The following is a 25,224-nucleotide window of genomic DNA, read 5'->3' on the forward strand; positions in this document are numbered from 1 at the left end:
GTGAATACAAATAACAAAATAGCATACATATTTTATGTAGGCAAACAATTTATATTTATAAAATTATATTAAAAAATAAAAAATTTACTAAAAATAAATTAAGTTTAAAAACCGTTAAAAAATAATAAAAATATTAATAAAAAACAAAAATAATATTTTATTAATTAAAATTTTGCATCTTTAATACTTAATCTTAATCTTCCATTTTTATCTATTTCTAAAACTTTTACAAAAACACTTTGATTTATATTTAAAAAACTTGAAACTTTACTTATTCTTCTATTAGAAATTTGTGAAATATGAACTAAACCTTCTTTTCCTGATCCAATTGAAACGAATGCACCAAATTCAACTATTTTTGTAATTTTGCCGGAATATATTTTACCAACTTCTATTTCTGAAGTTATTTTTTTTATTTTTTCTATTGCATGTTTTGCTTGATCTTGTAAAATAGAAGAAATTTTAATAGTGCCGTCATCTTCTATTTCAATTGTAGTTCCAGTTTCTTCAGTTAACATTCTTATAACTGATCCTCCTTTACCTATAACATCTTTAATTTTATCCGGATTAATTTTAATTATATGTATTCTAGGAGCAAATTTAGAAATTTCTTTTTTAGGAAATCTAATACACTTTGACATTATATTTAAAATTTTTAATCTTGCGGACTTAGCTTTTTTTAATGTTTGCTTAATTATTTGTTTAGTAACACCATTTATTTTAATATCCATTTGTAAAGAAGTTATACCAATAAAACTACCAGATATTTTAAAATCCATATCACCAAAACGATCTTCTTCTCCAGATATATCAGACAAAATTATGTATTCTTTATCTTTCTTCATTAATCCCATAGCTATTCCAGCTATCGAAAATTTTATAGGAACTCCTGCATCCATTAAAGCTAAAGAAGCACCACAAACAGAAGCCATAGAAGAAGATCCATTAGACTCAGTTATTTCTGATACTATTCTTATAGTATAAGGAAATTTCTTTATATCTGGCATAACAGCAATTAAACTTTTTTTAGCTAATTTCCCGTGACCTATTTCTCTTCTTTTAGGAGATCCATAAGAACCTATTTCTCCTACAGCATAAGAAGGAAAATTATAATGAAATAAAAAATTGTCTATTTTATCACCTAATATTTCATCTAAATTTTGTGCATCTCTAGAAGTCCCTAATGTTACAGAAACTAAAGATTGAGTATTACCTCTAGTAAATATAGCAGATCCATGCACTCTAGGTAAATTACCAGTATGTATATCTATTTTTCTTATTTTATCAAAATCTCTATTATCAATTCTATTAAAATTATTTATTATTATATTTCTAAAAACACTTTTTTCTACTGAATTTATTGTATTCTCTATTTCTATTTTATTATATTTAGTATACTTTGAATTTATAAAATCTATAATTTCATTTTTTATTAAATCAATTTTTTCTTCTCTTTCAGACTTTGATTTTATAAAAAATGCGTTAAAAAATGCTTTTTTATATAATCTATTAATTTTTGTAAATAATGTTTTTTTACTTAAAAATAAATTAAAAAATATTTTAGGTTTTTTTACTTTTTTTGAAAATATTAAAATATTTTTAATAAGTTTTTTTTGGTGTTCAAAGCCAAATATAATAGAATTTAAAATTTTCTTTTCAGATAACATTTTTGCTTCTGCTTCAATCATTAATATAGAAGTTTTGTTGCAAGATACTATTAAATCTAATTCACTAAATTTCATATTTTTTACAGTCGGGTTTAAACAAAATTTTTTATTTATTAATCCTACTCTTGCTACTCCTATAGGTCCAAAACACGGAATTCCTGAAATACTTAATGCTGAAGATACACCTATAATAGCAACTATATCTGGATTTATATTAGTATTTACAGAAATAACAGTAGCTACAATTTGTATTTCGTTTAAAAGTCCTTCTGGAAATAGTGGTCTTATAGATCTATCTATTAATCTTGCTATTAATATTTCACTTTCACTAGGTCTTCCTTCTCTTCTAAAAAATCCTCCAGGTATTCTTCCAGCTGCATATGTTCTTTCTTGATAATCAACTTTTAAAGGAAAAAAATTATTTTCTTCTTGTTTTTTTTTACTAAAAACTATTGTAACTAAAACTACAGTGTCATTTATATTAACAATAACTGAAGAAGTTGCTTGTTTAGCAATTATTCCTGTTTCTAAAATTACAGTGTTATCTCCATATTTAAATTTATGTTTTATACAATTTTGCACAATAATTTCCTTAATATATTATGTAACATATAATATAAATAAAATTTAATTAATTAATAATTTTTTTAATATAAAATATAAAAATATATTATAAAATATAAAAGGGCTTTTTACAGCCCTAAGAACAAAAAATATTATCTTCTTATAGACAATTTGTTTGTAATATTTATATATTTTGTTAAAGATTTTTTTTTTAAATAATTTAAAAGTTTTTTCCTTTTTGAAACCATACACAATAATCCTCTTTTACTACTATGATCTTTATTATTAAATTTAAAATGCATTCTTAAACTCTTTATTCTAGAAGTTATTAATGCAATTTGTACTTCTGTAGAACCACAATTTGAAATATTTTTACCAAATTCCAAAAATATTTTTGCATTTTTATTTTTTTGACTCATCATATTAACCTATAAAAAATTAAAATTTTAATTAAATATATATTTAAATTTATAAAGCATTTTTTAAAATTTTAGATATTCTCAATCCTTTCGCAAAAGAATCATCATGACAAAAATATAATTTAGGGCATATTCTTAAAATAACTTTTTTACAAAGTATTTTTCTAATATATTTTTTATAACTATTCAATATTTTTAAAATATTTTTAATAATTTTATTATTTAATATATCCATAGTAATAAAAAATATTTTTACAAATTTGAAATCTTTAGAAATTTCAACATCTAAAATAGTTATTAAAAAATTTATTCTGCTATCGTTTATATCAAAATATAAAATATTTGATATTTCTTTTCTAACAATTGTAGAAATGCTGTTATGTCTATTACATATAGAAATCATAATTTTCTCTAATTTATTTTTTTAAAAATAAAAAAAATTAAATTTTATTTATTTTTAAAAACTTCTAAAATGTCTTTAATTTTTATTTTATTAAAATTTTTTATAATAATTCCACATTCTAAACCTTCTTTAACTTCTTTTACATCATTTTTAAAATGCTTTATAGAAGATATTTTACTACTAAATATAATTTTTTTATTTCTAATTATATCTACATAATAATTTCTTCTAACAAATCCTTTAATAATTTTACAACCTGCAACTAATATTACATTAGAAACTTTAAAAATATTTGTTACTCTTGCTATACCAGACAATATATTCTTAGTATTAGATTGCAAAAAATTTTTTTTTAACAATTTTATTTCATTTAATAAATTGTATATTATAGAATGATATCTAATATCTAACTTATTAAATAAAATTATTTTTTTTGCAATAACATTAGGATAAACATTAAAAGCTAAAATTATTGACTTTGAAGTGATAGCTAATGAAACATCAGATTCATTTATAGATCCAACACTAGAACTAATTATTTTTATAACAAAATCTTTATTTGAAATATTAGAAATTTTATTACATATTGCTTCTAAAGAACCTTGTGATTCAGCTTTTACTAATAAATTTATTCCATGAAAATGTTTTGTTTTCATATTTTCTAAGAAAAACTCTTTTTCAATCTCTTTTTCTAAAAAAAATTTATTTTGTTTATTTTTATTTTTTTTATAATTTATTAAATCTTTAGCTTTTTTTTCATCTTTTATTACAACAAATTCACTTCCAGAAATAGGTATACCAGATAATCCTAATATATTGACAGGTATAGAAGGAGTAGCGCATTTTAATAAATTTCCAAAACCGTCTCTTATTGATTTAATTTTTCCATATTCAAAACCGCATATAATAAAATCTCCAACTTTTAGAGTTCCTTCTTGAACTAAAACAGTAGAAATTATTCCTATATTTTTATCTAAAAAAGATTCTATTACAACACCTTTAGATATACATTTATAAAATGCTTTTAACTCTAACATCTCTGTTTGTAAAAAAATAGCATCTAATAAAGATTTAATGCCTTTATTATATTTTGCTGAAACTAATACAAATATATTATCTCCTCCTAAATCTTCAGAAACTATTTTATATTTCATTAATTCATTTTTTATAAAATCTATATTGTTTCCAACTTTATCTATTTTATTTATTGCTATTATTATTGGAACTTTTGAAATTTTAGCATGTTCTATTGCTTCTATAGTTTGAGGCATTATTCCATCATCTGCTGCTACTACCAAAACAATTAAATCTGTAATTTTAGCTCCTCTAGATCTCATATTAGAAAATACTTCATGACCAGGTGTATCCAAAAAAGTAATATTTTTATTATTAATTTTTACATTATATGCTGTTATGTTTTGAGTGATTCCACCTAGTTCTTTTTTTTGTATGTTAGTAGATCTAATACAATCCAATATCGAAGTTTTACCATGATCCACGTGACCCATAATAGTAACTACAGGAGGTCTACTTTTCATTTTTAAATTGTGAAAATTTCTGCTTTCTTTAAACAAATCTTGCATACTCAAAAATTTTTTTTGTGTAACTGTATATCCTAAACTTTGTGATATTAATTTTGCATCATTAAAAGTTAAAACATTATTTTTTATATCTAATTTTAAAATTAATAACTTTTTGTATATATCTTTTATTTTTGTTCCTAACAACTTTGAAAGTTTTATTATAGAAGTATTTTTAGTCAACACTATGTTTTTATTAATTACTTCATCTGGTTTTATAAAAGATTGTTTTATAAAAGTTATTTTTTTATTTTTGAAAATATTTCTTTTTTTATAAAATTTATTAATATTATTTGGTTTAAACAATTTTTTTTTGTTGTTGAAATGTTTTTTCTCAATACTAGAAACTGTATTATTTAAAACATTTTTTATAAAAAACTTTTTATTCTTTACATTTTTTTTTATATTAGAAATTTTTTCATTTTTATTTTTTTTTTTTATAAAAGATGTTTTTTTAAATTTATTAAAAAAATTTTTTCTAACAAAAGAATTATTTTTAACGTTATTTTTTTTAATATCTGACACACTTTTATTTTTGCAAGATATTTTATTAACGTTTTTCTTAATATTTTTAATTTTTGAAAAATTTTTATATTTTTTAAATTTTATAAAATTATTAGTTTTTTTTTTGTTTGATATTTTTTTATTAGATAAATTACATTTTTTATTTTTTCTGACATTTTTAAAAATTTTTTTTTTCATTTATTCTCCTAAATACAATAATATTAAATTTTAACATTATAAAAAAAATTATTTTAAAACATATTTTTAAATAAAATATTTTTAATATATAAAAAATTAATCTAAAAAAAATATATATAATTAATATATGTTTGCAAAAAATAATTTTACTAAAAATTTAAAAATAAAATTATATTTATATATTTTTTTAACATTTTATAAATTTTATCACTTTTTATGTTTTTTTTTTAATTCAGAAGTTGTCATAACATTCAAATCCCACCCACTTAACTGAGAAGCCAACTTTACATTTTGACCATTTCTTCCTATAGCTTGAGCCAAATTTATAGATTCTACTGCTATATCCATAGTATGATTTTTTTTATTTACTATGATAGAAGAAACATTAGCTGGAGACATAGAATTTATAACAAATTTTATTTCATCAGAATCCCATAACACTATGTCTATTCTTTCACCACAAAGTTCGCTAGAAACAGCTTGTACTCTAGCTCCTCTCATGCCCACACAAGCTCCAACAGGATCTATTCTTTTATCATTTGATAGTACTGCAACTTTTGCTCTAGATCCTGGATCTCTAGCAGTCGCTTTTATTTTAATTAATCCTTCTCCTATTTCTGGGACTTCTATTTTAAATAATTCAATTAACATTTCAGGTTTAGATCTACTAATAAATAATTGCGCATCTTTAGATTCCGAATGTATATAATATAACAATCCTCTTACTCTGTCTCCTAATCTAAAATTTTCTCTAGGTAATAAATCTTTTTTCATTATTATTGCTTCTGCATTATTTCCTAAATCTAAAAAAATACAATCTCTGTTAATCTTTTTAACTATACCAGTAATGATTTCATTTATATTTTTTTTAAATTTATTTATTATCATACATTTTTCTGCTTCTTTAACTTTTTGTATTATAATTTGTTTAGCAGTCTGAGTAGTAATTCTATTAAACACAATAGAATGTATCTCACATTCTACATATTCTTTTAATTTTATATTTTTATTATCAATTTTCGCTGCTTCCAAAGTTATTTCTTTAGTAGGAAACTTTACTTTGTTTACAACTGTCCATCTTCTAAAAGTTTTAAAACTACCATATTTTCTATTTACTTTAACTATTACATCAATTTCTTTATTATATTTTTTCTTAGTAGCAGCTGATAAAGCAAGTTCTAAAGCTTCAAATATTTTTTCTCTTGGTAGCTGTTTTTCATTAGAAACAGATTCAACAACAGATAAAATTTCTTTATTCATTAAAATAAATCCTTTAACAAAAAAAATAATGCAAAGATTATTTTTATAAAAAAATTTATAAAATTATTAAAATTAAAAAATTTATTAATATAAATAAAAATATAATAAAAAATAAAAAACCCCGAAAATTACGGGGTATATAACATATTAAAAAAAAATTAAAAAATCCAATATTAAAATTTATTAATAAAATATTTTAAAATTAAAAAATAAAAAAAATAAAAATATATTTTTAATACCAAGAACGGGATTCGAACCCGTAAGCCTAAAAAAAGGCACTATTCCCTCAAAATAGCGTGTATACCATTTCACCATCTTGGCAATATTAAAAACATATTTTAAACAATATAAAATTGCTATTTTCTATTCATAAAATTACATAGAATCAAATCGAAAAAGAAAAAAAATAATGATAAAATAGATATAATTTTATTTGTTAAATTATTTTTCAAAATATTAAAAAAAAATAAAGTATTTTTGTTTTTTACATTATAAAAATCATGTATTTCTAAAATTTTTCCTTTCTGCGTAATAATTAATACATTCAAACAAATGGTGATGACCATAAAAATCGAAAAAAAGATAACATACATAATCACCTTAAAATTATATTTTTAAAATATATAATAAATTATAATTCTTGTTCATAAAGAAATTATAATTTAATTACATAATAAAATTATTCAATAAAGTTAAAAAAAATTAAAAAAATAATAAATTTTGTTTAAATAAATTTTAAAATAATAATATATAAATAAAAATTTTAACACAAAATATAAAAAATATTTACATGTAAAAAATTTTGATAAAAAATATTAAAAGAAAATCTATTCATTTAAAAAAATATTTTTAATTTTTTTAAAAATATAAAAAATATAAAAAATATTTTACAAAATTAAATTATAAAATTTTGTAATATAAAAAATTTCTATATATAAAAATTATATTTTTTATTTTTTATCATACGTATTAGAATTTATATTTTCTCTAACAGTTCTTCTATTCATAAGATCATCTATTTGAAATAATTCAATAGTTTCATATTTTATTAAAGCATCCTTCATTGCATGAAGAATGTCAATATTATCTTTTAAAATTTTAAAAGCTTTATTATAATTAGATTCTATTAATAATTTTATTTCTTTATCTATTATTCTAATGGTTTCATTAGAAATATTAGATGCAATTGAGATGTTTTTACCTAAAAATATTTCTTCTTTTTCTTTAGTATATAATATAGGACCTAGTCTTTTGGAAAATCCCCACTGAGTGACCATATTTCTAGCTATACTAGTAGCCATTTTAATATCATGAAAAGCTCCAGTAGAAATATTTTTAGACCCATAAATTATTTCTTCAGCTAATCTGCCACCATATAAAGTAGCTATTTTACTTTCTAATTTCTGCTTACTAACGTTTAATTGATCATCTACAGGTAAGAAAAGTGTAGAACCTAAAGACATCCCTCTGGGGATTATCGTTACTTTGTGAGCTGGATCATGATCAGGAACTAATCTACCTACAATTACGTGACCTGCTTCATGATATGCTGTACATTCTTTTTGTTGCTTTGTCATAATTATAGATTTTCTCTCTGACCCCATAATTATTTTATCTTTAGATATTTCTAGTTCTGACATAGAAACATTCTTTTTATTCAATCTTGCAGATAACAATGCAGCTTCATTTACTAAATTAGCTAAATCTGCGCCGGAAAATCCAGGGGTTCCTCTGGCTAAAATAGAAGTAGAAACGTCTTTTTTAATCAAAACATTTTTCATATGAACTTTTAATATTTGTTTTCTTCCTTTTAAATCTGGCAAAGAAACTAATATTCTTCTATCAAATCTGCCAGGTCTCAATAAAGCTGGATCCAAAACATCTGGTCTATTAGTAGCAGCAATTAATATAACTCCTTTATTTTGTTCAAAACCATCCATTTCTACCAATATTTGATTTAAAGTTTGTTCTCTTTCATCATGCCCTCCCCCTAACCCAGAACCTCTTTGTCTACCTACAGCATCGATTTCATCTATAAATATTATACATGGAGAATATTTTCTTGCATTTTCAAACATGTCTCTAACTCTAGATGCACCAACACCAACAAACATTTCTACAAAATCTGATCCTGATATAGTAAAAAATGGAACTTTTGCTTCACCTGAAACAGCTTTAGCTAGTAAAGTTTTTCCTGTTCCTGGAGGCCCAACTAATAAAACACCTTTAGGTATTTTTCCACCTAACTTTTTAAATTTTTTTGGATTTTTCAAATATTCAACTAATTCTTGCACTTCTTCCTTTGCTTCATCACATCCTGCAACATCAGAAAAAGTAGTTTTGATTTTATTTTCTGATAACATTTTTGACTTATCTCTTCCGAAGGACATTGCATTTTTTCCTCCAGATTGTAATTGTCTTATAAAAAATATCCATATTCCTATTAATAAAAACATAGGGAGCCATGACAAAAGTAATGAAGTGAAAAATCCTGGCATACTTGGAGATTTTCCAAATATTCTTACATTTTTTAATAACAAAATATCTAATAATTTCTGATCATTCATTGGTATAGTAGTATAATATTTATTATTGTTTTTATTTATTATTTCTACTTGTCTTCCATCAATAATAACCTCAGAAATTTTGTTTTTATTTATTTCTGATAAAAAAGTGGTATAAGATATTCTATTATTAATAGAATTATGCGAACCAAAACTTTGAAAAATAGACATAAACATAATAGATGCAAATAACCAAATAATTATATTTTTAACTGAATCATTCAAGGAATTAACCTCACATAATAACTGTTAACTGTTATAAAAAAAATTATTTTATTCCTCTTCCTATAATAAATAGTTCTTTAGAATTTTTATAAGAAGATTTTAATTTATTAATTTTAACACTTATAAAAAAATTCTTTAAAATTTTTATAAATTCATTTAAACCTTTACCATCAAATGCTTTAACTATATAAATTCCTTTTTTAAAAAAAATATTTTTACATATATAAAAAGATAATTCTAATAATTTAATAGAATTATTAATATCTACACAACTATGACCGCTAATATTAGGGGACATATCAGACATTAAAACATCAATTCTATTTTTATTAATTTGTCTTAAAAAATATTCTAAAAATTTTTTGTTAAACAAATTTCCCTTATAAAACATTATATTTTTTAAAAATTTCATTTTTTTTATATCACAAGATATTAATTTGCCTTTGTTATTTATATACTTAGAGACATACTTTGACCATCCTCCAGGAGAGGATCCTAAATCAACAATATTCATATTCTTTTTAAAAATATTATTTCTTACATTTATTTCATGTATTTTAAACCAAGATCTAGAGATTAAATTTTTTTTTTTAGTCATTAAAACATATTGATTTTTACTATTTCTATTCAACCAAATTTTAGAACTTTTAGAAAATTTTCTATATTTCATAAAATTTTTATTTAAATTATTATAAATGATCTACATTAATAATTTTATATTTAATATTACCATTAGGAGTTTTTATAGTAGATATTTGACCTACATATTTTCCTATTAATCCTCTAGAAATAGGAGAAAAAATAGAAATTAAATTATTTTTAAAATTAGATTCATCTTCACCAACAATTTTATATGTAAAATATTTTTTTGAAGAAACGTTCATAATAGTAACAGTAACTCCAAAAACAACTTTATTTTTATTAGGAATTTTTTTTATATCTATTACATTAATATTAGATAATTTATTTTCTATTTCTTTAATTCTTCCCTCACAAAAACTTTGTTCTTCTCTTGCTGCATGATATTCTGCATTTTCTTTTAAATCTCCATGCGCTCTTGCCATTTTAATGTTATTTATAATTTTCTGTCTTTTAACATTTTTAAGATTGTTTAATTCATTTTTTAGTTTTTTAAATCCTGAAATTGTTATAGGTATATTTTTGGACAAATTAAAACCTCTATTTTCATAAAAATATTAATATTAAAAAAATTAATTTATTTTAATATAAATAAAATTAAAATATGTATATTTAATTTTTAATTATATAAAAAATAAATTAATTTTAAAAGTACAATAAACAGTACTTACTAAAAAATATATAAATATTTTTTATTAAATTTAAAAAATATTTAATAAATATATTATAAATTTATAAGAAACAAAAATAAATTATAAAAAATTAAATAAATATAAAAGAATTTATCAATTTTAAAAAAAATGTTTTATTATATTAATAAAATAATATAAATAATAATATAATTATATGAATAAAAAAAAAATAGAAAACATGTTAAAAAAAGAAATAAAATTATATAAAATAAAAATAAAAAAAGAAAATAAAAATATAGAAATAGTAGCTGTAAGTAATACTTTTTTAAATAAAACAGAATTGCAAAGACAACAAACAATATACAAACCAATACAAAATTTGATAATAAAAAAAAAAATACATGCTGTAATAATTTATACATATTCTATAAAAGAATGGAAGAAGAAATTAAATAAAAAAAAACATAAACAAAAATATTAATTATAAAATTTTTATAAATTAATATTTTTATTTTTTATAAAAGATATAAAGTTTTATTAATTTTTTAAAAAATTAATTGTAAAAATTAAGTTTTATAAAAAATAAAATAATATAATAGAGAGATACACAAAATGAAAGTAATATTTATTATAAAAAATAATCAATATTTAGCTAATGTTGGAGATAATATAATCGTAAAAAAATTAAATAAAAAAATAGGTGAAAAAATTTCATTAAAAAAAATATTAATGATTTCAAATAAAGAAAAGATAATAATAGGAAAACCATTTATAAAAAAAGAATATATATTAGCAAAAATTAAAGCACATAAAAAAAATAAAAAAATAAATATAATAAAATTTAAAAGAAGAAAACATCATATAAAAAGACAAGGTCATAGACAAAAATACACTATTATTAAAATAATAAAAATAAAAAAATAAAATAGGAATATAAAATGGCTCATAAAAAAGCTGGTGGTTCAACTAGAAATGGAAGAGATTCCAATCCAAAAAGATTAGGAATAAAAAAATTTGGAGGAGAATTTATAAAACCTGGAAATATAATATTAACACAGAGAGGTACAAAATTTCATCCAGGAGAAAATGTAGGATGTGGAAAAGATCATACTTTATTTGCACTGAAAAAAGGAAAAATAAAATTTGAAAAAAAAGGAAAAAAAAATAGAAAATATGTAAGAATAATTATATAAAAAAATTGTAAAAAAATTAATATTATGAAATTTTTTGATGAAATTTTAATTTATGCAAAATCTGGAAATGGAGGAAATGGATGTACAAGTTTTCGCAGAGAAAAATTTATACCAAAAGGTGGACCTGATGGAGGTGATGGGGGAAATGGAGGTAATGTATGGATAAAATCTGATGTTAACTTAAATACATTAGTTAAATATAATTTTAAAAAAATATTTTTAGCAGAAGATGGAAAAAATGGTAGAAACAAAAAATGTTCTGGAAGAAAAGGAAAAGATATATATATAAAAGTGCCTTTAGGTACAAAAATAGTAGATATAAGAAAAAATAAAATTTTAATAGATATAACTAAAAAAAAACAAAAATTTTTACTATTAAAAGGAGGGGCAAGAGGATTAGGAAACTACAAATTTAAATCTTCCACAAACAGAACTCCTATAAAACATACAAATGGAAAAATGGGAAAAGAAATACAAATTAAATTAAAACTAACTCTATTAGCAGATGTAGGAACATTGGGATTACCAAATTCTGGAAAATCTACATTAGTTAGCAAAATATCAAATTCTAAAACAAAAATTGGATCATATCCATTTACTACTTTAAGTCCACATTTGGGAGCAGTTTTTGTAAACAAAAAAAAATCTTTTATAATATCTGACATACCAGGAATAATAAAAAATGCTTCAAAAGGAATAGGATTAGGGGTACAATTTTTAAAACATTTAGAAAGATGTAAGATATTACTTCATATAATAGATTTTTCTATAAAAAATATTTATACAATTATAAAAAATATAAAAATTGTTAAAAATGAGATAAAAAAATATAATAAAAATATTTTAAAAAAAACTATATGGATAGTTTTTAACAAAATAGATAAAATAAATTATAAAGAAAAGATAAAATCTATGCAATTAATATATAAAATAAAAGAAAGAATTTTTTACATATCTTCTAAATATAAGTTAGGAACTACAAAATTATGTAAGGAAATAAAAAAATTTTTAGATAAGTCAAATTAAATAAAATTTGAAACCCGAGTATATAAAATGTTATACCGGGTTATAAAAAATATTTTTATAAAACTATCTTTTAGAAAATTGAGGTTTTTTTCTAGCCTTTCTTAAACCAAATTTTTTTCTTTCTACTTTTCTAGAATCTCTAGTAACAAATCCAGCTTTTTTTAACTTAGTCTTAAAAATATTATCATATTCTATTAATGATTTTGATATTCCTTGTCTGATAGCATTTGCTTGACTAGATATTCCTCCTCCTTTTACAGTTATAATAAAATCAAATTTATCATTTATATTTAATATTGATGTAGGTTGTAAAACTATTGCGCGTAATGTATTTCTTTTAAAATAATTATTTAACTTTTTCTTATTTATAAAAATTTTTCCATTACCAATTTTTAAAAAAATTCTAGCGGAAGAAGTTTTTCTTCTTCCAGTTCCATAATTTATAATTTTCATGTTTAATCTTATAAAATTCCAAATTATACTTTTAATATTTGAGGTTTTTGAGAAATATATTTTAATTCATCTCCTGAATAAATTTTTAATCTTTTCATAATATGTTTTCTTAAAGAGTTTTTTGGCAACATACCTCTAATGGCTATTCTAATAACTTCTTCTGGATTATGAATTAACATATCTTTTAAAGATATTTTTTTTAAACCGCCTGTATGTCCAGTATGTCTATAATAAATTTTATTTTTTATTTTATTTCCAGTTACAGATATTTTTTCAGCATTAAATATTATTATATAATCTCCATCACAAACATTATTTTGATAATTTGGTTTATGTTTTCCAATTAAATATTTAGATATACTAGAAGATAACCTTCCTAGTATTTTTTTTTTAGCGTTTACATAAAACCATTTATTTTTATTAATTTTTCTTTTTATTAAAAAGTTTTTCATTTTAAAAAAATACCTATATAATATTATTATTAATTAAAATATTACTTGTAAAATAATATAAAATATATTTTTTATATTAATTGTTAATATAATATTACATAAAAAAATATTAAAAAATAAAAATAATATTATTTTTTAAAAAATAATATTATTTTTATTTTTTAATATTTTAATATACATTAAAAATTGTATTCAAATATTTTTAATATAATAAGAGTAAATATTTTTATGAATTTAGAGATAAATTTTTTAAATTTTAGAAATAAAATTGACAAATTAGATAATAAAATAATTAAATTATTGTTTAAAAGAAATTATATTTCTAAAGAAATAGCAAAAACAAAAATAATTTTAAAAAAAGACATAAAAGATAAAAATAGAGAAAAAGAAATATTATTAAATATATATAAAAAATCTAAAAAATATAATATTTCTAAAAAATATATAAAAAAAATTTTTAAAATAATAATAAATCATTCTATAAAAATGCAAAAAAAAATATTTAACAAAAAAAATATACAAAAAATATCTTTTTTAGGTCCTGAAGGATCATATTCATATTATGCTACAAAAAAATATTGTAAAAAAAAAATACTATACAAAAAATTACCATATAAAAATTTTAATGAAGTAATAAGTGCTTTAGAAAAAAATATTGTAAATTTTTCAATATTACCATTAGAAAATTCTAATACAGGAAAAATAGATGAGACATACAAAATATTAGAAAAAAAGAAATTGTTTATAATAAAAACTTTAAACATAAAAATTAATCATTGTTTATTATCTAAGCAAATAATAAAAACAAAGAATATACAAATAATATATACACATTTACAACCATTTCTACAATGTAAAAAATTTATAAAAAATTTTTGTAAACTTAGCAAAATAAAATTTGTTGAAAGCACATCTTCAGCAATAAAAAATATTTTAATAAAAAATAAAAATAATATAGCAGCCATAGGGCATAAAAAAAACAAAAACTTTTTTAATTTAAAAATATTAAAAAAAAACATAAACAATGATAAAAATAATTTTACTAAATTTATAGTACTAAAAAGAAATAAAAAAAAAATAGATTACAAAAAAAATATTATTTTAATAAAATTTTTATATAACATAAAAAAATTTCCAAACAATATATTATTAATTTTATATGAAAATAATATAAAAATAAAAAGTTTAATATATCATAAATCAAACGTAGAAGATAATAAAAATATATATTTTGTTGAAATAAAAAATAACAAAATATTAACTAAAAACATAAAAAATATATTAAAAAAAACATTAAAAATTACAAATAGTATAAAAATAATAGGAAACTACAAAAAATAAAATATTTATTTATATATATTTTAAAATCTAACAAAATATATTTAAATATTTTATATTTACTTTAAGAGAATAAAATGTTTAGAAATTTAAAAAAAAAATTCAATGAAATAATAGAAAAAATATCTAATTCTGGAAGAATTAGAGAAAAAGATATAACATATACAATAAGAGAAATAAGAAAATCATTTTTAGAATCTGACGTTGCAATAACAGTCATAAAAAAATTTATAACAAAAATAAAAAAAAAATCTATAGGAAAGAAGATAAATAAAAGTTTTACACCAGGTCAAGAACTAATACATATAATACAAAAAGAAATGATAAAAGAATTTGGTGAAAAACCAAGTTTGATAAATTTGTCTACAAAATCTACAGCTATAATATTAATAGTTGGTTTACAAGGAATGGGAAAAACAACTAGTACAGTTAAAATTGCAAATTTTATAAAAAGAAAATATAAAAAAAAAGTATGTACATTTTCATTAGATACAATAAGACCTGCAGCAATAGAACAACTAAAAATTTTATCAAAATCATCAAATATAGATTTTATACAAATAAAAAATAAAAAAAATTATATAAAAATGTTAGAAAATGGATTAGAAATATCAAAAAAAAAAATATATGATTGCGTAATAATAGATACTTCCGGTAGATTACATGTAAATAAAAACATGATGAATGAATTAAAAAATATTCAAAAATTTTCCAATCCTATAGAAACTTTATTAGTATGTGATGCTATGTTAGGACAAGATTCTATCAAAATAATAGAATCTTTTAAAAAATATGTAAATATAACAGGAATAATATTAACTAAAACAGACAGTGATTCTAGATGTGGAATTGCACTTTCAGCAAGACATATAACAAAAAAACCAATAAAATTTTTATGTAATGGAGAAAAAATAGAAAATATAAAAATATTTGAACCAAAAAAAATAGTTAATAAAATAATAGGTATGGAAAATGTAACATCACTAATTGACAAAATTAAAACAAATATAAAAAAAGAAAAATATATTTTAAATAAAAATAAAAAAATAAAAAATAATACATTTAATTTAAACAATTTTTTAAATCAAATAGATCAATTAAATAAAATTGGAGGAATAGAAAAAATAATAAACAAAATTCCATCACAATACATTAACAAAAACAAAAATTTAAAAAATGTAAATAATTCTTTAATAAAACAGTTTAAAGTAATTATACAATCTATGACAAAAGAAGAAAGAAAAAATCCTAAAATAATAAAAAGTTCTAGAAAAAAAAGAATAGCTATGGGATCTGGATCAAGCGTGCAACAAATAAATATATTATTACAAAAATTTAATCATGTAAAAAAAATCTTTAAAAAAATAAAAAAAAGTGGTACAAACAATTTTTTTAAAAATTTTTTTAACAAACAATTTTTTTAAAATAAAATGGAAAAATTAATATGATAAAAATAAGATTGTCAAGAATAGGTTCAAAAAAAAAACCATTTTTTAAAATAATAGTTGCTGATGTTAGATGTCCTCAAAATGGAAAATTTATAGAAAAATTAGGATACTATGATCCAATTACAAAAAATCTTAAAAAAAAATTCTATATATCAGAAAATAGAATAAATTTTTGGATTAGCAAAGGAGCAATTTTATCTAAAAGACTAAAAAACATTATAAAACAAAATAAATCATGCTAATAATAGGAAAAATAATAAAACCATATGGTATTTTAGGGTGGTTACAAATAGTTTCATTTACAGAAAAAAAAGAAAAAATCTTTGAATATTCTACTTTATATTTTAAAACAAAAAAAAAATATAAAAAATTAAAAATAAAAAATTGGAAAATTTGTAAAAAAAAAATATTAATAAAAATTTCAAAAATAGAAGATAGAACAAAATCAGAATATTTTTTAAAAAAAAAAATATTTATAAAAAAATGTTCTTTACCTAAATTAAAAAAAAATGAATATTATTGGAAAGATATAATAAATTGCAAAGTTTTTAATACTAAAAATAAATTTTTAGGAAAAATAACTAAAATTATTGATGTAAAAACATCAAATATAATATCAATAAAAACAAATTGTATTAAAAAAAAACAAGAAATTTTAATACCATTTATAATAAATAAATATATAAAAAATATAAATATAAATAAAAAGAAAATAATAATAAAAAATTATTTATATTTTATCTAAAATATTATATGAAAAAAAAGAATAATATTACTATAAATGTAGTAACTATATTTCCAGAAATGTTTAAAACAATATTAAAATATGGAATAATAAAAAAATCTATTAAATTAAAAATGTTAAAAATAAAATTTTGGAATCCTAGAAACTTTGTAAAAAAAAAAAATGAAAATATTGATGATACACCTTATGGTGGTGGGCCTGGAATTATAATGAAACCATATCCACTATATAATACTATAAAGTATATAAAATCATTATATAAAAAAAAAAATATAAAAACTATTTATTTAACACCTCAAGGAAAAAAAATAAATAAAAAAAATATATTAAACATTTTAAAATTTAAAAATATAATATTAGTATGTGGAAGATATGAAGGAATAGATGAAAGAATAATATTAAAAGAAATAGATGAAGAAATATCAATAGGAGACTATGTTTTAACTGGTGGTGAAATACCATCAATGGTATTAATAGAATGTATTATAAGATTTATACCAGGCATCATAAAAAAAAAATGTATTTCAGAAGATTCTTTTTTTAATGGATTATTAGATTACCCGAATTACACTAAACCAAGAATATTTAAAGGTATGAAAGTTCCTAAAATTTTGTTATCAGGAAATCATAAAAATATAAAATTATGGAAAATTAAAGAATCATTAAGAATCACATTATTAAAAAGACCAGATTTATTTAAAAAAAAATTTAAAAAAGCAAAAAATAAAATTTTAAAAATATTTCAAACAAAATATACGAAATAACTTAAAAACAAAAAAATGAGATAATAAAAAGTTGTGAAAAATATTATAGAAAATATAGAAAAAAAAAATAAATTAAAACATACTATTCCATCATTCAAATCAGGAGATACAATAGAAATACAAAGTTGTATATTAGACGGAGAAAAAACAAGATTACAAAAATTTGAAGGAATAGTTATTGCAATAAAAAATAGAGGATTTAGATCTTCATTTTCTGTTAGAAAAATTTCTAATGGAGAAGGTGTAGAAAGAATTTTTAAAAAATATTCTCCTAATATAAAAAAAATAAAAATAAAAAAATATGGAAAAGTAAAACAATCAAAATTATATTATATTAGAAAACTACATGGAAAATCTTATAAAATAAAAGAAAAAAAAAATAAAAAAAAATTTTTACAAAAATAATTTTTTACATAAAAAATGTTAAAATCATGCAGTAAAAATTAAAACTGCATGACAAAAAAATTTTTATATATATTTTAAAAAATTTTTAAAAACAATATAAATTTTATATTTAATTATTTAATGAAATATATTTAAAAATTAAAATAAAATATAAAAATAAAAAAAAATATATTTTTGTTAAAATAGTATTTTAAATAATAAAAAAAAATATTTATATGAAAAAAAAAAATTTAGTTTTATTAATAAATGGACCAAACTTAAATTTATTAGGAAATAGAGAAAAAAAAATATATGGAAAAATAACATTACATCAATTAATAGAAAAATTAAAAAAAAAAGCAAATCTATTAAAAATTAAATTAAAAACTTTTCAATCTAATTCGGAGTCGAAATTAATAGAAAAAATACAAAAATCTAAAAATATAGTTAAATATATTATAATAAATCCAGCAGCATATACTCATACAAGTATAGCAATTAGAGATGCATTATTATCAGTACAAATTCCATTTATAGAAGTACATATATCAAATATATATGCTAGAGAAAATTTTAGAGCAAATTCATGGTTTTCTGACATTTCTTCAGGCATAATATGTGGATTAGGAACACAAGGATATTTTTTAGCTCTAGATGCAATATATAAAAAAATATTTAAAAAAAAATAAAACAAAGATTAAAAATTTTTACACTTTTCTTTCAAATTAGAAAAGTGTAAATTATATTACATATAAAAAATATAAAATTTTTAAAAATTTTAAAATTAAATATTTTAATAATTTTCAAAAACAAACTTATAAAAATATTTTTAATAAAAAATATCATTTTTTAGAATTATTTTGTAAAAATTTTATTAATTTTTTCATATCTTTTGGAACATTGGAATAAAACTCTAAAGATTTGTTATTAACAGGATGATTTAACTTTAACATAACAGAATGTAATGCTTGTCTTGAAAATTTTTTTATATAATTTATGCACCTTTCTTCTATAAAATGTATGTTTCTATTATCAAAATATTTTTTATCTCCTACTATTGGATGATTTATATATAAAAAATGCACTCTTATTTGATGCGTTCTGCCAGTTTTTAATCTTATTCTTACATGTGTACAATTAGAAAATCTTTTTATAACTTTATAATAAGTAATAGATTTTTTACCAAATTTATTAACACACATTTTTGTTCTAAAAAAACTATGTCTTTTAATAGGCTTAGAAATAACACCATCACATAATATATTTCCTTCTACAATTGCCTCATATTCTCTAATAATTTTTCTTTTTTTAATTAATGTTAAAAGTTTACTATAAGATAAAAAATTTCTTGCAATAATAAAAAGTCCTGTTGTATCTTTATCAAGCCTATGCACAATCCCAGCTCTAGGTATGTTTTTAGATTCTTTAAAATGATATAATATGGCATTTAATATAGTTCCAGTAGCATTTCCATTTCCAGGATGCATTACAATACCTTTTTCTTTGTCTATTATAGATATATCTCGATCTATATATACAAAATTTAAAAAAATATTTTCTGGTAAAAAATTTTTTTTTTTAAAAAAATTTTCTATAAAAATTATTATAGAAAAATTAATTCTTTTACTAGGTTTTTTACAAATTTTTCCATCTACAAATACTTTTTCATTTAAAACAAAATGCTTCAATTTAGACCTTGAATATTTACAAAAATTTTTTTTTAAAATAATATCTAATCTACATTTTTTTTTCAAACTAACAAAAAATACATTTTTTTTTAAAAATTTATTATTCATAAAAATTATTTTTTTTTTGTATTTTAAATATATTATTTTATTTAATAAATTTATTTATATAATATTATAAAATAAAAATTATACATTTTTTAAAAAGTTTATATATTTAAAATATTAAAATTACAAAATATAATAAAAAAATTTTAAAAATTTATATTTTTATATTTTTAAAATTAAATATATATTAAAATTAACATTTTATAAAAATAAAAAATTCTTAAAAATAAAATATAATAATGAAAACTAAAAAAATAAAAAAAATATTTCTAAATTTTTTTAAACAAAATAATCATAAAATTATTAAAGGAAGTTCTATAATACCAAAAAAAGATAATACATTATTGTTTACAAATGCAGGGATGAATCAATTTAAAAATTACTTTTTAGAAAAAAAAAAAATTAAGTATAAAAAAATAGTTACATCTCAAAAATGTATTAGAACAGGAGGAAAAGATGATGATATAAGAAAAGTTGGAAATACTCCATATCATCATACTTCTTTTGAGATGTTAGGAAATTTTAGTTTTGGAGGATATTCTAAAAAACAAGCAATTTTATATGCATGGAATATATTAACAAATAAAAAATATTTTAATCTAAATAAAAATAAAATTTTTGTAACAGTTAATTACAAAGACAAAGAAACATACAACATATGGTCTAAAATAATAAAAGTTTCAAAAAAAAATATAAAAAATACAAAAAAAGATAGTTCTGAAAATTTTTGGGAAATGGGTAAAACAGGACCATGTGGCCCATCTACAGAAATATATTACAAAAAAAAATATATAGAAAAAAAAAAAAAAAAAAATATGTTAGTAGAAATATGGAACATAGTATTTATACAATATAACAAAATTTCAAAAAATAAATTAATCAAACTAAATAATTTATATATAGATACTGGAATGGGATTAGAAAGAATAGCGCATATATTACAAAAAGTAAATTCTACTTATGAAATAGATATATTTAAAAAAATTAAAAAAAAAATAATAAAAATATCTGACAAAAAAAAAATATGCAAAAAATTTATAAATATAATAATAGATCATATTAGAACAATATATTTTATTACATTAGAAAAAATAAATCCTTCTAATAAACATCAAGGGTATATATTAAAAAAAATAATTAGAAGAACATTATTATATGGCGAAAAATTAAAAATAAAATCTCCATTTTTATATAAATTAATAAAAAAAATAATAAATAAAAAAAATAATAATAAAATAAAATTATATAAAAAAAACATAAAAAATATATTGAAAGAAGAAGAAAAAACTTTTAAAAATACTATTAAAACAGGAATTTTATATCTAAATAAAAAAATAAAAAACAAAAACATAAATGAAAGTACAGTATTCTATTTATATGACACTTTAGGATTACCTATAGATTTAACTATTAAAATATGTAAAAAAAATTTTATAAAAATAGACAAAAAAAAAATATTACAAATAATAGAAGAAAACAAAAATAAAAATAAAAAAAATAAATTTTTAAAAAAAACATATGCAAGTTATAATTTTTTTACAAAAGCAACAAAATTTTTAGGATATGAAAAAAATAAAACAACTAGTATAATAAAAGAAATATATATTAAAAAAAATAAAAAAAAAAATATATTATATCAAGAAAGCGGTATTATTATATTAAATAAAACAACATTTTATGGAAAATCATCAGGTCAAATTGGAGATTCAGGAAAAATATATAACAAAAAATCAATATTTTTAGTAGAAAAAACAGAAAAAACAAATAATATTATACTTCATATAGGAAAAGTTATTAAAGGAAATTTTTCTGTAAAAGATAAAGTAATATCAAAAATAGATACAAATAATAGATCGTGTATACAAGCAAACCATACATCTACTCATATATTACACAAATCCTTAAAACAGATTTTGGGAGAAGAAATAGTACAAAAAGGTTCTAACATTAAAAAAAAATATTTCACATTTGATTTTTCTTATTCAAAAAAAATATTAGAAACGGAAATATATAAAATAGAAAAAATAGTAAATAAAGAAATACAAAAAAATCATTTTGTTAAAAAAGAAATAATTGATAAAAAAAGATATTTAGAAAAGTACAAAAAAAAAGTGTTAGAAAAGAAATATAATACTATAAGAATAGTAAAAATAGGAAAATTTTCTTCAGAATTATGTGCAGGAACTCATGTAAATTATACTGGAGAAATAGGAATATTTAAAATTTCTAAAATATATAAAATATCAAACGCAAATTATAGAATAAAAGCTGTAACAAAAAATTATGCTTTAAAAAAAATATGCACAAATCAAAATATAATAAATTTAATATCTAAAAAAATAAAAGTAACAAAAAAAAATATATTAGAAAAAATACATTCAATATGTAAAAAAAATAAATTGTTAGAAAAAAAAATATTTTCTTTAAAAAAAAAATTATTCAATAAAAAAATTAAAAAAATATTAAATAATAGAATAAAAATAAATAAATATTTTTTAATAATAAAATTTTTTATTAATGAAAAAAACATATTATTAAGAAATTTAATAGATAAAATAGAAAAAAAAAATAATAAAATAATAATAATTTTTGGAAACATAAAAAAAGAAAATATATATATAATTATTAAAATTACAAAACAATTATCAAATAAAATAAATGCTATAAAAATATTAAAAAAAATAAACATGCAAACCGGGGGGAAAGGAGGAGGTAATAAAAAATTTGCTCAAGGCGGAAATAAAAATATAACACTTACAAAAAAAATTTTAAAAAATATAAAAGTTTGGTTTCCATATAAATAATAACATAATAAAAGATAAAAATATTTTTATTATATTAAATGTATAAAAAAAGGAAAAAATTATGCTAATACTAACTCGAAGAATAGGAGAAACTTTAGTAATAGGTGATGAGATAACAGTAACTATATTAGGAGTGAAAGGAAATCAAGTTAGAGTTGGTATAAATGCCCCAAAAAATATATCTGTACATAGAGAAGAAATATACGAAAAAATAAAATCTGAAAAAAAAATTAAATAAAATACTATGTCTTGCTTAACAAATATAGCAAGACGTAGTATAAACAAAAAAAAATCATTTGACTTAATAATTTAAAAAAGTAGAATCAAATTTGTAATAAAAAATTTTACTAGTGAGATGACCGAGAGGATTAAGGTACTCCCCTGCTAAGGGAGCATACATTTTTAAAAATGTATCGAGGGTTCGAATCCCTCTCTCACTGAATTTTTAAAATTATATACTTTAAAAAAATACACTACACTAAAAAAAATTTATAGCATCCGTAGCTTATTTGGATAGAGCACTCAGCTACGAACTGAGAGGTTGAAGGTTCGATTCCTTCCGGATGCAAAATTTTTATTATGTTTTAAAACTGTTAAAAAAATTACTATTATTTTCATTATTGTCAAAAAATAACTAATAGAATTGGAGTATATAAATTGTTTCAAAAAATGCTATTTAACATAAAATGGATAGAAAAAAATAAAAAAATATTCAAAAAAATTTATAGAGGAATTGAAAGAGAAACAATACGAATAGACAAAAATGGAAATTTTTCTAAAAAAAAACATCCTGAATCTTTAGGTTGTTCATTAAATCATAAATGGATAACAACTGATTTTTCAGAAAATTTAATTGAACTAATAACTCCAAAAAAAATAAATATAAATTGTTTAAAAAACTTTTTAGAAGATTTACATATTTATACTATTAAAAATTTAAATAAAGAAACATTATGGCCTTTAAGCATTCCTCCGAAATATCCTAAAAATAAAAAAGAAGTGAAAATAGCAAAATATGGAAATTCAAAAATAGGAAAAAAAAAAGAATTATATAGATTAGGATTAAAAAATAGATATGGAACTTATAAAAATATTATTTCAGGAATACATTATAATTTTTCTCTATCAAAAGAATTTTGGAAAAAATACAACAAAAATAATGAAATTGATAAAAATACAATTTCCGATGGATATATGCATATAATAAGAAATTATTACAGATTTGGATTTTTAATAACATATTTATTTGGATCTTCACCATACATATCAAAAAAAATAATTAAAAAAAATAGTCAAATAAAAAAATTTAATTTTATAAAAAAAAAAGACATATTGTATTCAAATTGGTCAACTTCATTAAGAGTAAGTAAATTTGGAAGTTCTGCTAATGAAATACAAAAAAAAATAAATTTAAAATTTGATTCTTTAAATGAATATATAAAAAAAGTAAAAAAAGCACTCAATACACAAGATAAAAATTTTAAAAAAATAAAAAATAAAAATAAAAAATTACAAATAAATTCAAATATAATACAATTAGAAAATGAATTATATATTCAAATTAGACCAAAAAGAAACACAAAAAAACATGAAACACAATTAGATGCTCTAAAAAATAAAGGTATAGAATATATAGAAATACGATCTTTAGATATCAATCCATTTTCTTTTTCAGGAATAAAAAAATATCAAATATTATTTTTAGACTTGTTTTTAATTTGGTGTATATTAACAAAATCTCCAAAGATAAAAAAACGAGAAATGAAAATGATACAAAAAAATTGGGAAACAATTTGTATACAAGGCAAAAAACCTGGTCAAAAAATATACGTAAATAAAAAAAAAGAATCATTTATAAAAATAGGAATAAAAATAATAAAAAAACTAAAAAAAATTGCAAAAATATTAGATTTAAACACAAATTTAAAAGAATATCAAAAATCTTGTGAAAAAATAAAAAAAATTTTAAAAAATAAAAAATTAACATATTCTTCAAAAATATTAAAAATAATAAAAAAATTTGATATCCAAAAAATTGGATTAAAAATTTCTAAAAAATACTTTGAAAAAAATATAAAAAAAAAAATTACAAGAAAAAATAAAATAAAGTTAAAAATGGAAAAATTAAGATCTATAAAAAAATAAAAAAATATATATTAAAATATGAAA

The 25,224-nt window shown here is 18.7% G+C and carries 24 protein-coding genes, 3 tRNA genes and 1 pseudogene; 16 read left to right on the forward strand and 12 right to left on the reverse strand.

All coding sequences use genetic code 11. The features are described 5' to 3' along the window. Positions 1 to 164 precede the first annotated feature (164 nt). The 9 genes and pseudogenes from pnp to greA form a co-directional block, all read right to left on the reverse strand. Positions 165 to 2,249 (reverse strand): polyribonucleotide nucleotidyltransferase, encoded by a 2,085-nt coding sequence (pnp, locus tag RJD44_RS01245; protein ID WP_343189806.1) that lies wholly within the window; start codon positions 2,247 to 2,249, stop codon positions 165 to 167. Positions 2,250 to 2,383: 134 nt separating this feature from the next. Beyond that, a complete protein-coding gene (gene rpsO / locus RJD44_RS01250) occupies positions 2,384 to 2,653 on the reverse strand; it encodes a 30S ribosomal protein S15 (RefSeq protein WP_343189807.1) in 270 nt (89 codons plus the stop codon). Positions 2,654 to 2,699: 46 nt separating this feature from the next. Beyond that, entirely contained in the window at positions 2,700 to 3,053 is a 354-nt protein-coding gene (gene rbfA / locus RJD44_RS01255) for a 30S ribosome-binding factor RbfA (protein WP_343189808.1), read from the reverse strand. Positions 3,054 to 3,097: 44 nt separating this feature from the next. Beyond that, positions 3,098 to 5,335, reverse strand: a complete 2,238-nt coding sequence (infB, locus tag RJD44_RS01260; RefSeq protein WP_343189809.1) for a translation initiation factor IF-2 — start codon at positions 5,333 to 5,335, stop codon at positions 3,098 to 3,100. A 213-nt stretch (positions 5,336 to 5,548) separates the two neighbouring features. Further along, positions 5,549 to 6,595: pseudogene (nusA, locus tag RJD44_RS01265) on the reverse strand (transcription termination factor NusA); the annotation flags it as partial. 236 nt (positions 6,596 to 6,831) lie between these two features. Then, positions 6,832 to 6,916 (reverse strand) — tRNA-Leu (locus RJD44_RS01270). A gap of 629 nt (positions 6,917 to 7,545) precedes the next feature. After that, the gene (gene ftsH, locus RJD44_RS01275) at positions 7,546 to 9,384 is read right to left on the reverse strand and encodes an ATP-dependent zinc metalloprotease FtsH (protein ID WP_343189810.1); all 1,839 of its coding nucleotides are present in this window, start codon (positions 9,382 to 9,384) and stop codon (positions 7,546 to 7,548) included. A 43-nt stretch (positions 9,385 to 9,427) separates the two neighbouring features. Beyond that, the gene (locus RJD44_RS01280) at positions 9,428 to 10,054 is read right to left on the reverse strand and encodes an SAM-dependent methyltransferase (protein WP_343189811.1); all 627 of its coding nucleotides are present in this window, start codon (positions 10,052 to 10,054) and stop codon (positions 9,428 to 9,430) included. Between the two features lie 19 nt (positions 10,055 to 10,073). Then, positions 10,074 to 10,553, reverse strand: a complete 480-nt coding sequence (greA, locus tag RJD44_RS01285) for a transcription elongation factor GreA (RefSeq protein ID WP_343189812.1) — start codon at positions 10,551 to 10,553, stop codon at positions 10,074 to 10,076. Between the two features lie 316 nt (positions 10,554 to 10,869). Here greA and RJD44_RS01290 point away from each other — a divergent pair, with 316 nt between their 5' ends. The 4 genes from RJD44_RS01290 to cgtA all read left to right on the forward strand — a co-directional run bounded on the left by RJD44_RS01290 (position 10,870) and on the right by cgtA (position 12,874). Beyond that, a complete protein-coding gene (locus RJD44_RS01290; protein WP_343189813.1) occupies positions 10,870 to 11,136 on the forward strand; it encodes a BolA/IbaG family iron-sulfur metabolism protein in 267 nt (88 codons plus the stop codon). Positions 11,137 to 11,267: 131 nt separating this feature from the next. Continuing rightward, positions 11,268 to 11,579, forward strand: a complete 312-nt coding sequence (gene rplU / locus RJD44_RS01295; protein WP_343189814.1) for a 50S ribosomal protein L21 — start codon at positions 11,268 to 11,270, stop codon at positions 11,577 to 11,579. Positions 11,580 to 11,593: 14 nt separating this feature from the next. Then, positions 11,594 to 11,848, forward strand: coding sequence for a 50S ribosomal protein L27 (rpmA, locus tag RJD44_RS01300; protein WP_343189815.1), 255 nt, complete (start codon positions 11,594 to 11,596; stop codon positions 11,846 to 11,848). A 24-nt stretch (positions 11,849 to 11,872) separates the two neighbouring features. Next, positions 11,873 to 12,874 carry an Obg family GTPase CgtA gene (gene cgtA, locus RJD44_RS01305; RefSeq protein WP_343189816.1) on the forward strand — a complete coding sequence of 334 codons (1,002 nt, stop codon included), beginning with the start codon at positions 11,873 to 11,875 and terminating at the stop codon, positions 12,872 to 12,874. 63 nt (positions 12,875 to 12,937) lie between these two features. On the opposite strand, the gene rpsI is transcribed toward cgtA, so the two are convergent. Further along, positions 12,938 to 13,327, reverse strand: coding sequence for a 30S ribosomal protein S9 (gene rpsI / locus RJD44_RS01310; RefSeq protein ID WP_343189817.1), 390 nt, complete (start codon positions 13,325 to 13,327; stop codon positions 12,938 to 12,940). A 23-nt stretch (positions 13,328 to 13,350) separates the two neighbouring features. After that, positions 13,351 to 13,779, reverse strand: coding sequence for a 50S ribosomal protein L13 (rplM, locus tag RJD44_RS01315; protein ID WP_343189818.1), 429 nt, complete (start codon positions 13,777 to 13,779; stop codon positions 13,351 to 13,353). Positions 13,780 to 14,007: 228 nt separating this feature from the next. On the opposite strand from rplM, the gene RJD44_RS01320 reads away from it, so the two are divergent. From RJD44_RS01320 to aroQ, 7 genes are all read left to right on the forward strand, one after another. Beyond that, positions 14,008 to 15,120, forward strand: a complete 1,113-nt coding sequence (locus tag RJD44_RS01320) for a prephenate dehydratase domain-containing protein (protein ID WP_343189819.1) — start codon at positions 14,008 to 14,010, stop codon at positions 15,118 to 15,120. A 74-nt stretch (positions 15,121 to 15,194) separates the two neighbouring features. Then, complete coding sequence (locus tag RJD44_RS01325; protein WP_343189820.1) at positions 15,195 to 16,541, forward strand: signal recognition particle receptor subunit alpha; 1,347 nt, start codon at positions 15,195 to 15,197, stop codon at positions 16,539 to 16,541. A gap of 20 nt (positions 16,542 to 16,561) precedes the next feature. Continuing rightward, positions 16,562 to 16,807: a 30S ribosomal protein S16 gene (gene rpsP / locus RJD44_RS01330; RefSeq protein WP_343189821.1), complete on the forward strand. Its 246-nt coding sequence runs from the start codon at positions 16,562 to 16,564 to the stop codon at positions 16,805 to 16,807. Beyond that, the gene (gene rimM, locus RJD44_RS01335) at positions 16,801 to 17,310 is read left to right on the forward strand and encodes a ribosome maturation factor RimM (protein ID WP_343189822.1); all 510 of its coding nucleotides are present in this window, start codon (positions 16,801 to 16,803) and stop codon (positions 17,308 to 17,310) included. The genes rpsP and rimM overlap by 7 nt, the downstream gene beginning before the upstream one ends. An 8-nt stretch (positions 17,311 to 17,318) precedes the next feature. Continuing rightward, on the forward strand, positions 17,319 to 18,074 hold the full coding sequence (gene trmD / locus RJD44_RS01340; protein WP_343189823.1) for a tRNA (guanosine(37)-N1)-methyltransferase TrmD: 756 nt from the start codon (positions 17,319 to 17,321) through the stop codon (positions 18,072 to 18,074). A 33-nt stretch (positions 18,075 to 18,107) separates the two neighbouring features. Next, on the forward strand, positions 18,108 to 18,479 hold the full coding sequence (rplS, locus tag RJD44_RS01345; protein WP_343189824.1) for a 50S ribosomal protein L19: 372 nt from the start codon (positions 18,108 to 18,110) through the stop codon (positions 18,477 to 18,479). 215 nt (positions 18,480 to 18,694) lie between these two features. Continuing rightward, positions 18,695 to 19,147 carry a type II 3-dehydroquinate dehydratase gene (aroQ, locus tag RJD44_RS01350; protein WP_343189825.1) on the forward strand — a complete coding sequence of 151 codons (453 nt, stop codon included), beginning with the start codon at positions 18,695 to 18,697 and terminating at the stop codon, positions 19,145 to 19,147. A gap of 153 nt (positions 19,148 to 19,300) precedes the next feature. Here the strand turns inward: aroQ and RJD44_RS01355 are convergent, their stop codons facing one another. After that, on the reverse strand, positions 19,301 to 20,254 hold the full coding sequence (locus RJD44_RS01355; protein WP_343189826.1) for an RluA family pseudouridine synthase: 954 nt from the start codon (positions 20,252 to 20,254) through the stop codon (positions 19,301 to 19,303). 236 nt (positions 20,255 to 20,490) lie between these two features. Between RJD44_RS01355 and alaS the strand changes: the two genes are divergently transcribed. From alaS to gshA, 5 genes are all read left to right on the forward strand, one after another. Further along, positions 20,491 to 23,055 carry an alanine--tRNA ligase gene (gene alaS, locus RJD44_RS01360; protein ID WP_343189827.1) on the forward strand — a complete coding sequence of 855 codons (2,565 nt, stop codon included), beginning with the start codon at positions 20,491 to 20,493 and terminating at the stop codon, positions 23,053 to 23,055. A gap of 61 nt (positions 23,056 to 23,116) precedes the next feature. Continuing rightward, the gene (csrA, locus tag RJD44_RS01365; protein ID WP_343189828.1) at positions 23,117 to 23,293 is read left to right on the forward strand and encodes a carbon storage regulator CsrA; all 177 of its coding nucleotides are present in this window, start codon (positions 23,117 to 23,119) and stop codon (positions 23,291 to 23,293) included. Between the two features lie 111 nt (positions 23,294 to 23,404). Next, positions 23,405 to 23,495 (forward strand) — tRNA-Ser (locus tag RJD44_RS01370). A 54-nt stretch (positions 23,496 to 23,549) separates the two neighbouring features. Further along, positions 23,550 to 23,623 (forward strand) — tRNA-Arg (locus tag RJD44_RS01375). Positions 23,624 to 23,712: 89 nt separating this feature from the next. Further along, the gene (gene gshA, locus RJD44_RS01380) at positions 23,713 to 25,200 is read left to right on the forward strand and encodes a glutamate--cysteine ligase (protein ID WP_343189829.1); all 1,488 of its coding nucleotides are present in this window, start codon (positions 23,713 to 23,715) and stop codon (positions 25,198 to 25,200) included. Positions 25,201 to 25,224: the final 24 nt, after the last annotated feature.

The sequence above is a fragment of the Buchnera aphidicola (Astegopteryx bambusae) genome, from assembly GCF_039365365.1.
Taxonomy (GTDB): domain Bacteria; phylum Pseudomonadota; class Gammaproteobacteria; order Enterobacterales; family Enterobacteriaceae; genus Buchnera_G; species Buchnera_G aphidicola_B.